This window comes from Malonomonas rubra DSM 5091 (assembly GCF_900142125.1).
GTDB lineage: Bacteria > Desulfobacterota > Desulfuromonadia > Desulfuromonadales > Geopsychrobacteraceae > Malonomonas > Malonomonas rubra.
In genome coordinates, this window is record NZ_FQZT01000001.1 from 497,501 (window position 1) to 514,771 (window position 17,271).

At 53.1% G+C, this 17,271-nt stretch carries 17 protein-coding genes; 4 read left to right on the plus strand and 13 right to left on the minus strand.

What is annotated here, in order from left to right; all coding sequences use genetic code 11:
• Positions 1-93: 93 nt before the first annotated feature.
• From BUB13_RS02235 to BUB13_RS02295, 13 genes are all read right to left on the minus strand, one after another.
• Entirely contained in the window at positions 94-786 is a 693-nt protein-coding gene (locus tag BUB13_RS02235) for an ABC transporter ATP-binding protein (protein WP_072905109.1), read from the minus strand.
• Positions 779-2,029, minus strand: coding sequence for a lipoprotein-releasing ABC transporter permease subunit (locus BUB13_RS02240; RefSeq protein WP_072905110.1), 1,251 nt, complete (start codon positions 2,027-2,029; stop codon positions 779-781). The genes BUB13_RS02235 and BUB13_RS02240 overlap by 8 nt, the downstream gene beginning before the upstream one ends.
• A gap of 22 nt (positions 2,030-2,051) precedes the next feature.
• Positions 2,052-3,536, minus strand: coding sequence for a lysine--tRNA ligase (gene lysS, locus BUB13_RS02245; RefSeq protein WP_072905111.1), 1,485 nt, complete (start codon positions 3,534-3,536; stop codon positions 2,052-2,054).
• Positions 3,537-3,677: 141 nt separating this feature from the next.
• The gene (locus BUB13_RS02250; RefSeq protein ID WP_072905112.1) at positions 3,678-4,088 is read right to left on the minus strand and encodes an acyl-CoA thioesterase; all 411 of its coding nucleotides are present in this window, start codon (positions 4,086-4,088) and stop codon (positions 3,678-3,680) included.
• A gap of 8 nt (positions 4,089-4,096) precedes the next feature.
• Entirely contained in the window at positions 4,097-4,723 is a 627-nt protein-coding gene (locus tag BUB13_RS02255) for a response regulator (protein WP_072905113.1), read from the minus strand.
• A 79-nt stretch (positions 4,724-4,802) separates the two neighbouring features.
• A complete protein-coding gene (gene mutM / locus BUB13_RS02260) occupies positions 4,803-5,615 on the minus strand; it encodes a bifunctional DNA-formamidopyrimidine glycosylase/DNA-(apurinic or apyrimidinic site) lyase (RefSeq protein ID WP_072905114.1) in 813 nt (270 codons plus the stop codon).
• 6 nt (positions 5,616-5,621) lie between these two features.
• Positions 5,622-6,029 carry a hypothetical protein gene (locus BUB13_RS02265; RefSeq protein ID WP_072905115.1) on the minus strand — a complete coding sequence of 136 codons (408 nt, stop codon included), beginning with the start codon at positions 6,027-6,029 and terminating at the stop codon, positions 5,622-5,624.
• Complete coding sequence (locus BUB13_RS02270; RefSeq protein WP_072905116.1) at positions 6,026-6,880, minus strand: ABC transporter permease; 855 nt, start codon at positions 6,878-6,880, stop codon at positions 6,026-6,028. The genes BUB13_RS02265 and BUB13_RS02270 overlap by 4 nt, the downstream gene beginning before the upstream one ends.
• Positions 6,880-7,500, minus strand: coding sequence for a cyclic di-GMP-binding domain-containing protein, MshE-related (locus BUB13_RS02275; protein ID WP_072905117.1), 621 nt, complete (start codon positions 7,498-7,500; stop codon positions 6,880-6,882). The genes BUB13_RS02270 and BUB13_RS02275 overlap by 1 nt, the downstream gene beginning before the upstream one ends.
• 31 nt (positions 7,501-7,531) lie before the next feature.
• Positions 7,532-8,521, minus strand: coding sequence for an ABC transporter permease (locus BUB13_RS02280; protein WP_072905118.1), 990 nt, complete (start codon positions 8,519-8,521; stop codon positions 7,532-7,534).
• Positions 8,522-8,536: 15 nt separating this feature from the next.
• The gene (locus tag BUB13_RS02285; RefSeq protein ID WP_072905119.1) at positions 8,537-10,168 is read right to left on the minus strand and encodes a peptide-binding protein; all 1,632 of its coding nucleotides are present in this window, start codon (positions 10,166-10,168) and stop codon (positions 8,537-8,539) included.
• An 11-nt stretch (positions 10,169-10,179) separates the two neighbouring features.
• Positions 10,180-10,941 (minus strand): LolA family protein, encoded by a 762-nt coding sequence (locus BUB13_RS02290; RefSeq protein ID WP_072905120.1) that lies wholly within the window; start codon positions 10,939-10,941, stop codon positions 10,180-10,182.
• Positions 10,938-12,668, minus strand: coding sequence for a tetratricopeptide repeat protein (locus BUB13_RS02295; protein ID WP_072905121.1), 1,731 nt, complete (start codon positions 12,666-12,668; stop codon positions 10,938-10,940). The genes BUB13_RS02290 and BUB13_RS02295 overlap by 4 nt, the downstream gene beginning before the upstream one ends.
• 294 nt (positions 12,669-12,962) lie before the next feature.
• Between BUB13_RS02295 and BUB13_RS02300 the strand changes: the two genes are divergently transcribed.
• The 4 genes from BUB13_RS02300 (at position 12,963) to BUB13_RS02315 (ending at position 17,271) form a co-directional block, all read left to right on the plus strand.
• Positions 12,963-13,202 carry a hypothetical protein gene (locus BUB13_RS02300; RefSeq protein ID WP_072905122.1) on the plus strand — a complete coding sequence of 80 codons (240 nt, stop codon included), beginning with the start codon at positions 12,963-12,965 and terminating at the stop codon, positions 13,200-13,202.
• A gap of 1,926 nt (positions 13,203-15,128) precedes the next feature.
• Positions 15,129-16,430 carry a PP2C family protein-serine/threonine phosphatase gene (locus BUB13_RS19460; protein WP_425269173.1) on the plus strand — a complete coding sequence of 434 codons (1,302 nt, stop codon included), beginning with the start codon at positions 15,129-15,131 and terminating at the stop codon, positions 16,428-16,430.
• A gap of 46 nt (positions 16,431-16,476) precedes the next feature.
• A complete protein-coding gene (locus tag BUB13_RS02310) occupies positions 16,477-16,812 on the plus strand; it encodes an STAS domain-containing protein (protein ID WP_072905124.1) in 336 nt (111 codons plus the stop codon).
• A gap of 36 nt (positions 16,813-16,848) precedes the next feature.
• Positions 16,849-17,271, plus strand: coding sequence for an ATP-binding protein (locus BUB13_RS02315; protein ID WP_072905125.1), 423 nt, complete (start codon positions 16,849-16,851; stop codon positions 17,269-17,271).

Sequence of the window (17,271 nt, forward strand, 5' to 3'; positions counted from 1 at the left end):
GTTATGAGAAAACCAAATGGCGATTATAAAAAAACGTCATTATGAGTTCAACCGGAATTCCCGAGTCGGCCGGTTCGTAAATCCATTGTGAAATCAGTTAAGCTGATCATCGACCAAACGGCCATCTTCCATACGCAATATGCGATCGAGGCTGGCGGCAAGCTCCCGGTTGTGGGTGACAATGAGCATCGTTAACCCGCGAGTTCGATGCATGCGGTTGAGAAGTTGCAAAATTTCATCGGATGTTCCACTGTCGAGATTGCCAGTCGGCTCATCGGCCAACAAAATTTGTGGCTGTCGTACCAGGGCACGAGCGATGGCAACGCGTTGCTGTTCGCCACCGGAAAGCGCCCCCGGCTTGTGGTTCAAGCGCTGCTCAAGTCCTACTTCACCCAACAACTCTGTCGCTTTCTCTGCGGCCTCCGTCCGACCAACACCACCAATCAGAAGGGGCATCATTACATTTTCCAGCGCAGTAAATTCCGGCAACAGCTGATGAAACTGAAAAACAAAGCCGACAGTACGATTACGAAATTCGTCCAGCGCAACCCCACGCAACGCGAAGATATCTTCGCCGGAAAAACGAACTTCACCGTCACTCGGCCGATCCAGCCCCCCGAGGATATGCATCAAAGTAGTCTTCCCGGCTCCTGAGGTTCCAACAACGGCGACCCGCTCACCGGCGGAAATCTGCGCGTCAACCTGGCGCAGCACATGAATTTCCCCACCAGGGGTAGAAAAACGCTTCTGCAGATTACAGATTTCGATCAACGCCGGGCTACTCATAGCGCAACGCCTCAGCCGGATCGAGGCGTGATGCCCGCCACGCCGGATAAATCGTTGCCAGCAGCGAGATAGACATTGCCATCACCATCACGGCAACCACATCGGTCAGCACGATGTCCGAAGGAAAGTGCTCCATACCGTAAACCCTTTGGTCGAAAATACGGATCTGGAATGTGCGTTCGAGAAACTTGATGATCGCATCAGCGTAATGCGCCAGAAAGACGCCGAGTGCCGTACCCAGCCCGGTGCCGACAGTACCGATGATAAAACCTTCCAGCACGAAAATTTTCATGATGCTACGCGCGTTCGCCCCCATCGCCCGCAAAATAGCGATGTCACGACTTTTCTCCATCACCACCATGATCAGCGTCGTCGCGATATTGAATGCCGCTACCAGCACGATGATGCCGAGAACGATGAAAAGGCCCAGTTTCTCCAGCTTCAATGCAGAGAGAAAAGAGCCGTACAAACTTTGCCAGGGGCGAACCAGGTAGGGAAACGTGTAAGCCTCGGCAAGCTCTGCGGCAACCTGTGGTGCCTGATCAAAGCGCTCGACTTCCAATTCAACACCACTGACTTCACCGACCGAGTCGAAAAACTTCTGCGCGACCGGCAGCGGAATATAGGCATAAAAACTGTCGACCAGGCTACTCTGCTTTTCGAAGATTCCCGCCACACGGAAGGGTTTCATTTTCGGCACCATGCCGAACGGGGTGATACTGAACATCGGCGGGATGACATTGATCGAATCACCAACCGAAACACCGATACTGGTCGCGGTATCGATGCCGATGATGATCCCCGGTCGATCAAGCTCTTCATCGAAAAAGCTCTCGACCAGAGGACGCCCGTCAGCTGTCAGCAGATCCTGAGCGAAGACTTTATGCCGCGCACCAACCCCTTTGATACTGACCGCAGCAACGTTTCCCTGCGACAGCAGCATCGCTTCTTTCGAAACGAACGGCGTTGCCGACACCACATGCTCAACCTGCTCGGCCGCAGCGACAATTTCGTCCGGGTTGGACAGCCCTTCACCGTAACGTTGCACCAGAACATGAGGAACATTGCCGAGAATTTGCTGACGGACACCATCGGTAAAACCGGTCATGACCGCCAGCACTAAGATCAATGCAGCAACGCCGAGAGTGACCCCGGCGATGGAGATAAATGAGATGACCGAGATAAAGGTCTGCTTCCGCTTTGCCCGCAGGTAGCGGAGGCTGATAAACCACTCGTACGCCATTAAGTATCCGTTTCGGCCGGCGTTAACCGGCTTCCGGTCGTAGTTGCGGAAACAGGATGACGTCGCGGATCGACGCCGAGTTAGTCAGTAGCATCACCAGCCGGTCGATGCCGATTCCCTCGCCTGCTGTCGGCGGCAGACCGTACTCAAGGGCACGGATGTAATCTTCATCCATCTCGTGTGCCTCTTCATCGCCGGCAGCTTTTTCCGCAAGCTGCTGGACAAAACGTTCTTTCTGATCGATCGGGTCATTCAGCTCGGAGAAGGCGTTGGCCAGTTCACGACCGACAACAAACAGCTCAAAGCGATCGACAACCTCGGGGCGCTCGTCATTTTTACGCGACAGCGGCGAAACCTCGGTCGGATATTCGGTAATGAAGGTCGGCTGCCAGAGGTTCGGCTCAACCACTTCATCAAAGATCTCCGTCAGCAGCTTGCCGTGACCGATCTGACCTTCGATTTCGATGCCGACCGATTTGGCGAAGTTAAGGGCCTGTTGATGATCTTCGAGAACGGTCATCTCAACCTTGCCGTACTTAACGATCGATTCCTTCAGAGTCAGGCGATCCCATGGTGGCGTCAGGTCGACCTCTTTATCACCGTAAGGAATCACCAACCCACCGCAAACCTTATCGGCGACATGACAGATCAGCTCTTCAGTGAAATCCATCAGATCGTGATAGGTGGCGTAAGCACGGTAGAACTCCATCATGGTGAATTCCGGGTTGTGCTGAATCGAGATCCCCTCGTTACGGAAGTTTCTGTTGATCTCAAAGACCCGGTCGAAACCGCCAACCACCAGGCGCTTGAGATAAAGCTCCGGAGCAATACGCAGGAACAGGTCCATTTTCAGGGTATTGTGATGCGTCACAAAAGGCTTGGCAGTTGCGCCACCGGCCACCGGATGCATCATCGGCGTTTCCACTTCAAGATAGTCGTTATCGATCATGAAACTACGGATCAGGCTGACAATCTCGCTTCGCTTGCGGAAGGTTTCCCGTACATCGAGATTGGTGATCAGGTCGAGGTAACGCTGACGATAACGGGTCTCAACATCGGTCAGACCGTGCCACTTCTCCGGCAGCGGCAGCAGAGACTTTGTCAACAGGCGGATCTCACTGGCACGTAGCGACAGTTCATCAGTTTTGGTCCGAAAGGGAGTCCCGCAAACACCGATGATATCACCGATATCAAACTTCTTGAATTGCTCGAACGCCTCCTCACCAACCTGGTTTTTCGCCACGTAAACCTGCAATCGACCACCGACATCCTGCAATTGCAGGAACGCAGCTTTGCCGAAATCACGACGTGCCATCACCCGGCCACCAATACGATATTCCTGCTCGCACTCTTCCAGCTTTTCTTTGTCGTCTGCTGCGTGCATATCGACAATCTGTGCGGTGGTGTGAGTTACTTTAAAATCGTTGGCGAAAGGATTGAGGCTGGACTCACGAAATGTATCAATTTTTGCCCGGCGTTGTTGCAATAATTCGTTCAGTTCTTCCATATTTACAATCCTCAAAAAGGTCAAATTTTTTGCTGCGCACAATACCCCTTGGCGGCTTGTTTCGTCAAGGAGAAAGCCCGGTTTTTACGGAACAGACATACTGGCAGGACAATGATTTGCGAAACAGTCAGGTCGGCAAACTTAAGCCGCCATAGATTCGGTGATTTTCTGTTTGAATTCTTCAGGAATCCGACAAGGTTTGCGTTTAGCGTAATCGAAGCAGACGATTGGTGTCTCTCCTTCGGCCGTTACTGCTCCACAACGCTCAATCCGGTATTCCAGCAGAAAGCTGGAACGCTTCAGATCTTTGCAGCGCACAGCGACCTGAAGCTCATCATGCAAGAACATCTCATTGCGGTAGTAGACATGAGCCTCCGGCATGATGATACCGCAGCCTCCGAGGTCGAGTTCACTGTAGGGGCCGAGGCTGGCGAAAAAAGCGATGCGCGCATCCTGGAAAATGTTCAGCACCGCCGAATTGGCAACATGGCCACCATAGTTAATATCGGCAACACCGACACGATAGGGAAAGACAAAAGGAAACTGTTCCATTTTACCGCTCAGTTCTTCCTGTTTTTCAAAACATGCTCTTCTTTGCAGGTATCGCAAATACCATGGCTGAAACGGGCATCGGTATTACTTTCGATATACTCTTCCAGCCGCTGCCAGCTATCCTGATCGTTGCGGATACTCTTACAGTACTGGCAGATCGGGATAATTCCTTCCAAAGTTTTGATCCGCTCCAAGGCAGCTTCCAGTTTCAGCTTCTGCACCTGCAGCAGATCGCGCTGAGCCTTGACCAAGTCTGCCTTCTTCTTCATCTCCAGATGGTTCGCCACCCGCATGCTAAGCAGAACCAGATTGACCGGCTTGGTCAAATAATCGATTCCACCGGCTTCCAATCCCTGAATTTCATTCTTAAGATCATCCGCCGCGGTCAGAAAAATAACCGGAAGATCGCTGAACTGGGGGTCACTTTTGATTTCCCAGCAGGCTTCATAGCCATCCTTATTTGGCATCATCACATCCATCAGGATCAGGTCTGGTTCTTCTTCGCGACATTTGCGTACAGCTTCATTACCGTCCTGGGCTATGATAACGTCATAATCCGTTTTCAGCGTTTCTGTAACCATCTGCAGAGTAGTGTACTCATCATCAACAATCAGAAGACGACTTCTTTTGTCCACTTCGTCTCTCCATTAATCAAACAATGTCAGGGCGTTAGCGAAACGACGAATAGTTATTAAGTATAGCCTAAGAAATTGTTTATTTCTGGCAATTGCGACAAAAACACGTCGACCGCTGCCCCAGCTTGACGCTGCTGATCGGCTGGCCGCATTGTGGGCATGGCTCCCCGTCCCGACCGTAAACCTGTAATTGCTGAGCGAAATAGCCAGGCTTGCCATCCGCCTGCTTGAAGTCCGCAATAGTGGTTCCACCAGCGGCGATTGCCTCTGTCAGGATCTCCTTGATTGCAGCAGACAGTTTTTGATAGCGCGCACGGCTGACTTTACCGGCTGCTGTCTGGGGTCGGATACCGGCCCGAAACAAAGATTCACTAGCATAGATATTTCCAACCCCAACCACCAGTTTCTGATCCATGATAAAAGGCTTGATTGCTGTTTTGCGCTGCCTCGATGCCTGCCACAAATATTCGCCATCGAACCCAGCGGAAAGCGGCTCGGGCCCCAGCTTTACCAGAAGTGGATGCGCTTTCGGCTCATTACACCAGAGCAGTGCTCCGAACTTGCGCGGATCGTTGAACCGCAGACAGCTACCGTTGGTGAAAATCAGGTCGACATGATCATGCTTGTTTTCGGTGCTGTCGGCAGCGATCACACGCAGGCTGCCCGACATACCAAGGTGAAGAATCAGCGCCCCGGCATTGCAATGCAGCAAAAGATACTTGGCGCGGCGTTCAACTTTTCGGATGGTTTGCCCAGGCAGAGACACGCATAAACTGCGGTCGAGTGGCCAGCGCAGTTTGTCGGTGCGCAACACCAACTCGGCAATCTGACAATCGGTGATCAGCGGGGCAATACCACGACAGGTGGTTTCTACTTCTGGAAGTTCAGGCATAACAGATCAGTAGCGGATTTTTTCAGTAACCCGATCGAAATGCTCGAAATCGATCTGATCGGGCGGACCCGAATAATCCTCGGCTCCCAGTTTCTGCGCAGAGTGGTAGCGCCAACCACCCTCCGTATCGACCAGCAGTGCCAGTTCGTAAAAAAACTGGCTGTAACCGTCGACAGAAAGTTCTATCACCAACAGATGTTCCTGCTGTCTATCATCCAGTTCGCGACAGCTCAGCACCTGCCAGTTCTTCACCTGAATCGCGCTCAGATTTGCTTTGGCGAAGCGAACATATTCGCCCCGACTGGAAAACTGCTGAATGAAAGGGGATTCTTGGTGGTAAGTCGCGTATACGGTAGCAAAATCACCATCAGCCAAAGCAGCGAAACGTCTCTCCAGCAACACGTCCGCCGTCATTCTTTCAACCTCGGATCGAGCGCGTCACGGATGCCCTCACCAAGCAGATTGTACCCGAGCACGGTGATCAGAATCGCCAGCCCAGGAAAAACCGACAGCCACCAGGCGCTCCCCAAAGTCTGCTTGCCAACGATCAACATGTTGCCCCAGGACGGTGTCGGCGGCTGCACGCCAATACCGAGGAACGACAATGCGCTCTCGGTCAGAATAGCCCCAGCGACACCAAGGGTGGCCGAGACCAGCACCGGAGACATGGCATTCGGCAGAATATGGCGGAAAATTAGACGGAAATCGGAAGCACCTAAAGCCTGCGCGGCGAGGACGAAATCGCGTTGGCGCAAGCTGAGGAACTCGGCACGGATCAGACGCGCCACCCCCATCCAGCTGGTCAAGCCGATAACGATCATGATGTTCCAGATTGAGGGATCGAGAAATGCGATGACCGCCAGAATTAGGAAAAAGGTCGGGAAGCAGAGCATGATATCAACAAAGCGCATAATCAGCGAATCGATCCAGCCACCATAATAGCCAGCCAGCGAACCGAAGAAGATACCGATCAGGCAGGAAATACCGACAGCGACGAAACCGACCAGCAGGGAGATACGTGCGCCGTACAACATCCGCACCAGCACATCCCGCCCCAGATCGTCTGTACCAAGGGGATGCGCCCAGCTCGGTGGCAACAAGCTCTGGCTGACATCGATGGCAGACGGATCGCTACTGACCAGTGATGCAATTGCGGCGAGAAGAAACATCAGCAGGACAATCACGCCACCAGCCAAGGCCATCCTGTTATGCCGCAGGCGCTGCCAGACGACATCACGTATGAATGCGCTTCTACGACTTAGCATCAATCGAACTTCACCCGTTCCACATCGATGGCACTGAGCACACCTTTTTGTTTCAGAATTTCCAGCAACCGGTCGAGACGCGGATCTTCTCCCGGCAGGTCGCTGAAATCGACCATGTTTGGATCATGCGTCGCCTGCTGCCGTACCGGCTCTGAGGGCGGAGGCTGCGGTGGCTCGACCGGCAGATTATTTTCCAGCGCACTGCGGATTTCATCCTCCGAGGCCAGCACAGGCAGAATGCGGCAACCGGTAGCAAACTGCAGATCGGAAATCAATTTCTGGTTGGTCGGGTCGGTCATGGCAATGCGCAGTGTTTTTTCATGCCCACTCTGTCGCAGCTCAATCGGCGCCACCAGCAGATGCTTAAGCTTGTCTGCAGGCAAAACACTGATAACACTGAGAGGAATTTCCAAATCCTGCAGCGAGACACGGGAAAACTTGGACTGCGACTCGAGAAACTCCATAATCGTTTCTTCCGGCAGATAGCCGAGCTTGACTATGGCGCTGCCGATACGTCCACCCAGGTTGCGCTGCATCGACAGCGCTGATTCCAGCTGGAACTGATCGATCATACCGGCTTCAAGCAACATCTCGCCCAACCGGTTGGTTTTTAATTTCATAACTCCCCCTTTAAATCATACGTTAACAAATTCAGCCCTCCTGCTGTCCACTCTGTCGAATACGTGGATCAGCCAGCGCATAAGAAATATCCGCCAACAGGTTGCCGAGTAAAGTCAGCACTGCACCCATCACCAGAATCCCCATAATCAGCGGATAATCGCGCATCATCACACCGTCATAAAACAGCTTGCCCATACCGGGGATAGCAAAGATAGTTTCGAAGATCACGCTGCCACCGATCAACCCCGGCACCGAAAGTCCGAGGATGGTAATCACCGGCAACAAAGCGTTGCGCAGCGCATGCTTGTAGATGACCACCCGCTCGGACAAACCTTTGGCCCGTGCCGTGAGGATATAATCCTGTCGTACCACTTCCAGCATATTGGAGCGCATGTAACGGGAAAACCCGGCCAAGCCACCGATCGCGGAGATGAACACAGGCAGGATCAGATGCGAGATGCGGTCAAGAATCTGCCCTCCCCAGTTCAAATATTCGTAACCGAGCGATTTCAGGCCGGAGATCGGCAACACTCCCAGGCGCACACCGAACCAATCCATCATCAACAATGCCAGCCAGAAAGATGGCATGGCAAAACCGGTAAAAACCAGCACCGTGGTCGTACGATCAAAACCGGAGTTCCTCTTGACCGCGGAAACAATCCCGAGAGGCACCGATATCGCCAGGATCAACACAATCGACAGCACATTCAGCAGGATGGTCACCGGCAGCCGTTCCAGCACCTTGTCGAGTACCGGTCGCCGGTCGGTAGCGAAGGACTCACCGAAATCGAGTTGCACCAACCGCGACAACCATCTGCCGTACTGCACATAGAGCGGCTGATCCAGCCCGTACTGCACCCGCAACCGGTCCTGCAGTTCAGCGCTGGCCTGCGGGTTCATCTGCGTCTGGATGTCGGTCGGCTCTCCCGGCGCCAGATGGATGACGACAAAAGAAATCAGAGTAATCCCGATCAGCAAAGGAATCAGCAGCAGCAGACGTTTGGCAAGATATTGCAGCATCAAACTATCCCGGTATCAGCGTGTATATTTCTGTTCAGATTTCGGCACAAACCACTGGTTGAAATTATACCTGATTCCAGCAGGTGCTGCTTCAACACCACGAAAGCGCTTGGAAACAGCGGGCAATGCTTCTGAAATATAAAGGAAAGTGTACGGCTGCTCTTCGGCCAGAACTTCCTGAAATTTATCATAAAAAGCTTTGCGCTGCTGCAGATCAAACACTCGCCGGCCCTTTTCCAGCGCCAGGTCGACCTCGGCGTTTTTAAAACCGATGAAGTTCAACTGCTGCGGCCCAGTCTTACTCGAGTGCCAGACGTTGTAGGAATCGGGTTCCGGCCCGCCGGTCCAGCCAAGAATGGTGGCGTCGAAGTTACCGGGGTTGATGAACTCCTTGAGAAAGGTCGCCCACTCGATAATCCGCAGCTTCACATCGACCCCGATCTCCTTAAAGCGACGCTGGATGATTTCACCGGTCTTCGAACGCAGGTCGTTGCCCTGATTGGTGACGATAGCGAAAGAGAACTTCTGCCCGTCTTTATCAAGAATGCCATCGCCGTCGCTGTCTTCCCAGCCGGCCTCAGCCAACAGCGCACGCGCCTTATCCGGGTTGTAATCGTAACGCGGCACATCCGGATTATAAACCCAGGTATCCGGTTTGTAGGGGCCAGTCGCAGCGACTCCGTAACCGAGCAGCACCCCGTCGATAATCTCCTGCTTATTGATCGCAAAGGAGAGCGCCTGCCTCACCCGCTTGTCCTGAAACAGTGGCCGCCGCAGATTGTAGCCGAGATAGGTGTAACCGAAGGCAAGATACCGGTACTTGTTGTACAGACGGCGGAACGCCGGGGTATCGGTCTGACGATCATACTGCAATGGAGAAAGCCCCATGAAGTCGAGACTGCCGGTCTGTAGCTCGAGGAACTGCGTTGCCTGATCGGGAATGATGCGGTAAACCACCCGTTTGATGTAAGGCTGGCCCTCGAAATAATCAGGGTTAGATTCGAGAACAATTTTTTCCCCGGCCTGCCACTCCACCAGGGTGTAAGGTCCTGTGCCGACCGGGTTGCGCGCTAGTGGACTCTTGGTGACATCCTGCCCTTCGAGCAGATGTTTCGGGTGGATCGGCATGCCCCAACTGATCAGCGCCGGCGCATACGGCTTGTCGTAATAGGCGATAAAAGTGTAAGGATCGGGCGCTTCAACGCGGGTCACCTGGCGGAAGGATTCGGCATAGGCGGTCGGCGTCTTCGGATCGACATAAAGCTCGTAGTTGAACTTGACATCAGCCGAGGTGAAAGGCTCACCGTCGTGCCATTTCACATTTTTGCGCAATTTGAAAACAATACTCAGATTGTCTGGGGAAATCTCCCAAGACTCTGCCAACTCTCCTTCAATGACCAGATCTTTGTTGTAACGGACCAGACCGTTGTACAACATGCTATTGATCGAACTGGAGGCCGAGTCGGAGGCGAGAACCGGCAGCAGCACGCTGGCATCACCGATCGACGCTTCAATGAATGTGTCACCATATTCCGGCGTCAGCGACTCTTCGACACCGGGCAGGCTAGCCTGTTCATTGTTGTTGCAGCCAGCCAGCAACAAAACAGCAAAGAGTAAAACGTACCTCAGCAAACAAAATCTTTTCATCAGTGTAAACCTCAGGGCAAAGGTTCCACCGGAATACCGTCCGGCGGCTGCAAATGGAACTTGTCGGCAGGGATTTCAAGGTTTAATTTTAAATCAGAAAACTTCACCGTCGCACGACTCTGCTGTTCCGGCAACTCCACACGGATCGTTCGGGGAAACTGTTTCTCTTCATCCAGACGCTGATAATCAACCTGCAAAAAAAGATTATTGCCGCTGTAATAGCGGCAACCGATCACACGCAACTCGGCGTCGAACAAAACTTCCTGCCGCATGTCGCTGTTTTCCAGCAACAGCAACAGGCCATTATTTTCACCAGGCTTGACCTCTTGCCGCTGATACTGAATCATCGGCGGAGAGTACAGCAGAATTTTCACCAATTCACGAGGCTGCAGTGGAATCCGGGTAAAACGGGCCAGATTATCCGGGCTGGCCTCCCCCCGATAAAAGCGCCCGGGCACCTTGGTATTCACAAACACCGACAACTGTTCACCATCTGATGTCAACTGCAGGATCAACTGCCCGAAACCGGTGAGAATATCTGTCCGCAACCGCTCCGGCCTCTCCAGCAAAAGAAACTGCTGGCTGGAAAAGAATTTGCCTGCCGTGGTTAATGCAACGCTTGCTGCCGCATCAAGAGAATTGACCTGTCCAGTCGTTTGCTCGATCCGTTGCAGCAATTCGTCGCTACTCGGAAGATCGGTCCAGATCTGCTGTGGCGGTTTCGCACAGGCTGATATCAGCAGCAGCAGGAATAGCGCAAACAGGTGTCTCACTTATCCATCTCCAGTGGGAGTGCTTCCAGCTTTTCCTCAACCCCCACCGCCAGAGGGTCAAGCTCCAGAGATTTCCTGTACGCAGCCGCTGCGTCCTCCCAAAGCATCAGAGCCCGGTAAAGATCGCCGAGGTGTTCCAGAATCACAGGGTCCTCCGGCAACAGGCTGGTCGCTTCTTCAAGCTGCTGCCTGCTCTCCTGATAACGCCCCATCTTGAAATAAATCCAACCCAGGGTATCGACAATATAGCCTGTTTTTTTACTGGTGAGCGCCTGTTTTGCCTGAGACAGAGCAAGCTCCAGCCGGGTTCCTTTTTCTGCGTGGTGATAAGCAATAAAATTGAGGGCCTCGGCATGCCCAGGATCGATAGCCAGGATCTGCTCCATCTGCTGCAAGGCCATCTTCCGATTGCCTTTCTTTTCCTGGACGACTGCAGACTGATAAAGCAGATCGATATTATCCGGGAACTGTTTCAGCCCGCGGGAAACGGCATCAGCGGCGTTGTCCAGCTGCTCGTGATCGGCATAATAAGAGGTGAGATAAAAATAGATTTCCGGCCGCTGAATATTCTGCGCCAGCAGCTGCTCCAAGCCGCCGATCGCTTTATCCAGCTCACCTGACTGGCGGTAAAGATATGCCAGCTGAATCACCGCCTCGGCAAAAACCGGTGAAGAGTCATCGATGGGGGCCATCACTTCGATCGCCTGCTGGTATTTCTGCTGACCGAGAAGAGCCAGCCCTAAATAATACCTGTTACGCCCATCACCTTCGCCCGTTTCCAGCAGCTGGCGAAAATCCGCTTCTGCCACCGCCCAATTCTCCATATCCAGCTGCAGCAGACCGATGCGGCCGGTCACCTGTAGATTTCCCGGCATCAGTTGCCGCACCGACTGGAGCTGCTCCAACGCCTCCGCTTTGCGGTTCTGCCGCAGGTAAAGCATCGCCAACTGCTGGCGGATCATCACAAGGCGCGGGTTTTCCTTGATCGCCTGCCGGTAAAGACTAAACGCTTCGGCAAACAATTTCTGGCGTTCCAGCAGTTGACCAAATTCAAGCACTGCCTGCTGGTAATCGGGATAACGCTCTACGAGTTGCTGAAACGCGGCACTCGCTTTATCGGTCTCTTTAATTTCCAGATAGAAGCGTGCAAGCGACAACCGGGCGAGTTTAGCTTCCGGCTGTTCAGCGATCATTTTCTCCAGCAGCTCGATCGCTTTTAGATTCTGCCCCAGGCGACCGTAAGCCATTGCCAATCGCATGCGCAGCATTTCATTGTCCGGATCAACCTGCAATGCCTGCCGGTAATGCTCAACCGCTGCCTCGTTGTCCCCCTGATAGCCAAGCAGATCGCCGAGCAGCTCATGCCCTTCCACGTTATCCGGCTGCTGCTCCAGGATCTGCCGCAGCAAAACAATAGATTCATCAGTCTGATCTTTGTGCAGCAGTGCTTTTGCCAGATTCATCCGCAGGTAGGGTGTCTGCTCATCGAAGGTCACAGCACGCTGTAGTGCCGCGATGGCCTCTTCCCAGCGATTCTCGGCCGCCAGCATGCGAAATTCAACGTAAGCGTAAAAAGCCTTAGCTTCCGGGTCGGCCAATTCGGAACGATAGCCGTCGAAACCAGCTGGCTGCGGCTGCGGCGCTTTCTGTAATGCACAAGCTGGCAGCATACCGACAAACAGCAGAAGAAAAAAACGACTGTAAATCAAGGAGATAATATTGGTCATGGAAACGATAGGGTCCAATTCGCAGCGACAGTCCGAAGGGAGGAACCGGTTTCCCGGATCTTTACTATTCGATATTCTTGATAAGTAACACAACCGGTGAAAAATCGTCAAACCCTTTCCCGCACTGTTTATTTACTTTACAGGCGCGAAATCTCTGATAAATTTCAAAATAACGACGGCAAAAAACATCAACTCAAGACGTTTTTTCCGCGCTGCCCTGCCGGTTGACAGATGACGTACAAAACGGGATAACAGGGCAGTGTTACCAATGAGACCGAGCTGCTGAGGGAGACTATGAAAGACCGTCAAGGCGATTCCACAAAAGAAGCCTGGATTCTCTGTCTGATCCTCGGCGTTATCTTGATCAATTTTCCCTTCATCCACATTTTCAACAACCAGAAAATGATCTTTGGCATCCCGCCGCTGGTGCTCTATTTCTATATCGGCTGGCCGGCATCGATCGGTGTCACCTGGTTGTTTGTACGACAGATGAACCGGGAAAGCCGCTACCGCGATGACGAGACGATGGAGTAATCAGCCACGATGATATCCGGACAAGTCGTCCTGCTCATATCCCTGCTCTATATCGCCCTGCTGTTTGTCGTCGCTTTTTATGCCGACCGGCAACGCAAACGCGGGAAAAGCGTCCTGTCCAACCCGCACGTTTATTCACTGGCACTGGCGATCTATTGCACCAGCTGGACCTTCTACGGCAGCGTCGGCCGAGCTGCCACCAGCGGACTTGAGTTTCTGCCAATCTACCTCGGCCCGACCCTGATGGCTTTTACTTGGTGGTTCGTGCTGCGCAAGATGGTCCGCATCAGTAAAGAACAGAACATCGTCAGTATCGCCGACTTTATCTCCAGCCGCTATGACCGCTCAGCCCTGCTCGGTGCCATCGTCACTCTGTTCTCCATGTTCGGCATCATGCCTTACATTGCTTTGCAGTTAAAAGCAGTGGCGAGCACACTGGATATCCTGTCCAACCCGCTTGCATTACCACCAAAAGGCTTGGGAGCACTGGTCTCACAACTGCCCCCGGAGGTCGATACAGCGTTCATTGTCACCCTGGTGCTCGGCCTGTTCGGCATGCTGTTCGGCGCCCGCCATCTCGATTCATCTGAGCGGCACGAAGGCCTGGTTGCAGCGGTCGCGCTGGAATCGTTGATTAAACTGATCGCATTTCTCGCTATCGGCATCTTCGTCACCTACGGCCTCTTCGACGGTTTCCTTGATATCTTTCACCGCTTCTTCGCCCAGTTTCCGGAGCGGCACGACCTGTTCCAGCTCGGCACAGAACGAACGCCCTACACCAAATGGTTTTCACTGATTTTTCTATCAATGATGGCGATCATGTTCCTGCCAAGGCAGTTCCACATCATGGTGACCGAGATCGCTGACGAATCGCAGATCAAAAAAGCGATGTGGGGCTTCCCTGCCTACATGTTTCTGCTCAACCTGTTCGTCATCCCGATCGCCCTTGGCGGGCTCATTCTCAACGGTGGCGACACATCGCAGGCTGATTTCTTCGTGCTCACCCTGCCCCTGTCCACCGGCCACCCCTGGCTGGCGCTGCTGGTTTTTCTCGGCGGGTTGTCCGCTTCGGCCGGCATGGTGATGGTTTCTTCAGTCACCATTTCAACGATGATCCATAACCATCTGGTCATGCCTCTCATCCTGCGGCTGAATATCCATCTGCAAGACTTTTCCGGCATCCTGATCAACCTGAAACGACTCGGCATCATCGGCGTTGTCTTTCTCGGCTACTTCTATTTCAAGATCATCGGCGACTCATACGCGCTGGTAAATATGGGGCTGATCTCTTTCATGGCAGCAACCCAATTCGCCCCGGCCGTCATCGGCGGCCTCTACTGGAAACGAGCCAACCGCCGAGCCGCGACCACCGGCCTGATCCTCGGATTCGCGCTCTGGTTTTACACGCTACTGATCCCCTCCTTTGTACGTTCCGGCTGGCTCGACATCAGCATCCTCCACGATGGTCTTTACGGTATCGAGCTGCTGAAGCCACTGGAGCTGTTCGGCCTGCGCGGCTTCGACATGTTCAGCCACTCTCTCTTCTGGAGCTTGCTGTTCAATATTTCTGCCTATCTGACCATCTCGTTCTTTAGCCGCCCGAGCGATAGCGAGGCGCTACAGGCAGAGAAATTCGTCGATGTCTTACGGGCTGACAAAGCTGTTTCCGGCAAACTGAAACGGATCAGTAAAGCACCGACGATCATGGAATTCGTCGACCTGATGTCGAAATTTATCGGTGAAAAACAGGCGAACACAGCCATTACCGGGTTTCTTGAAAACCGGGAAATCAATGCACGCGGCGGGCTGGCTGACCATGAGATTCCGAACCTGAAAGCTTTTACCGAGCGCACTCTGGCCGGTTATGTCGGTGCAGCACCGGCGCGCATCATTCTGGAGAACTACCTGTCGACCCGAGGCAGCCGGATGGAAGATGTCTTCGACATTTTCGGCTCGGTCACCATCAGCCACGCTGCCAGCCGCGAGCAGCTGAGCGTTCTCTACGATGCGGCGCAGATCGTCGCCAGCGGCGCCGACCTGCAGAAAACACTGGATGAAATCCTCAGTCTGCTGTCAGCCCAGTTCAAATTCGATCTCTGCGTTATCCGTTTTCTCGAAGAAGAAAGCATGACCCTGGTAGTAAAAAGTCAGCAAGGGATGTCATCCGTCCATTTCGGCCAGTCGGAACGCAACCTGAACATGGACACCTACATCGGTCAGGCGTTCCTCTCCAACGTCACCGCTGTTGTCAACGATACCGACTTCCTCGACAAACCGGCTTCAGCAGAGATCATCCTGCGCGAAGGAATCACCTGCTTCGCCCACACACCGATCATCCTCGAGGGTGAGCCCGTCGGGGTTCTGTCGGCCTTTTCCCGTTCAGTCAAAGGCATTTTCACCAACGAGTTCGTTGCGCTATTTGAAAACCTCGCGGGACAGATCGCCCTGGCTTGGCGTAATGACGAGCAGCTGCAGGGCTTGCTCGAAGTCCACGAGCAGGAACGGGAGATGCAAATTGCCAAAAACATTCAAAGCAGCTTACTGCCTGCCGAATTGCCGGAAATGGAAGAAATCAGCGTCGCAGGCCTTTGTGTCCCGGCCCACCAGATTGGCGGCGATTATTTCGACTACCTACCGCGCGACGGCAGCTGCTTCGACCTGATTATTGCCGATGTCTCCGGGCACAATATCGGCTCTGCCCTGATCATGGCCGAGACGAGAACATTCATCCACGCCCGTGCGGACAGCCTGAGGCAACCCTCTGATATGCTGCACTCGCTCAATCGTTTCTTCTTCGACAACATGGACTGCTCAGATCTATTCGTGACCATGTTCTATGTCCAGTACTGCCCGGATAAGCGCACCCTGAGCTACAGCAGCGCTGGCCACAACCATCCACTGCTCTGGCGAGAAAAAGAGCAGAAAGTCGATCCGCTCGACGCTGAAGGATTGATCTTCGGTATCAAACCGGATGTCGCTTTCGAGCAAAACAGTACACCCTTGGGGAAAGGCGATATCCTGCTCCTTTACACCGACGGTATCATTGAGGCAGAAGACAGTAGTGGTGAGTTTTTCGGCATGGAGCGGCTCGGCAAACTGTTGCAGGAAGCTGGCAATCTGACATCGCAAGAGATTATTGAACGGATCATGAACCAAGTGCGCATTTTTACCGGATTGCGTCATTTTAAAGACGATATCACCTTGGTGGTGATGAAGGTGCTAAAATGAGGTATAATTCAGAAAACAACGATGCCAATGAGCCAAGGAGAAGTTCATGCAATTAAATATTGTCGAGCAAGGTGAAGTCGTAAAAATTGAAATCCAGGAAGAGCGCATGGATGCCCACAACAGTGGCGACCTGAAAGAGAAGATGCTGCAGCTGTTCGATGACGGAAAATGCAACCTGATCATCGACCTCTCCGATGTCCGCTTTGTCGATTCGTCCGGTCTCGGCGCCCTGGTTTCCGGATTTAAAAATGCCAGCGCCCGGGAAGGCAGCCTGAAACTCTGCTGTCTGCAACCACAGGTGCGTTCAATGTTTGAGCTGACCCGTCCGCATCGAGTCTTCGAGATTTTCACGACAGTGGAAGAAGCTATGGAAAGCTACTAAGAACGCGCTCGCATTGACGGCGAATGGATAGTGACTATGTCTAGCCAGATTGATATCGATATCACGGTACCGAACCAAACCCGATACCTGGGGATGATCGGTAAAATAGGTGAGAGCCTGGCCTACACCCTGGGCAACTACCAAGGGGACCGTGAGGAGCTTGCCTATCACCTCAATCTGGTTCTGACAGAGGCGATGGCCAACGCGATCTGCCACGCTAACGCCTGCGATCCGACCAAAGAGGTAAAGGTTTCAATCTCCGCCAGCGATAAAAGTTTGATCATCCGGGTATTCGATCACGGTCAGGGCTTTGACATCCAGCAGCTGTCTAAAGAGAAGGTCAAAGACACAGATGAAGGCGGTCGAGGTGTCCAGATTATCTTCAAACTGATGGATCAGGTTCAGTACCTGAAAAAAGGTTCAGGTCACGTGCTGGAGATGATCAAACATCTGCATTAA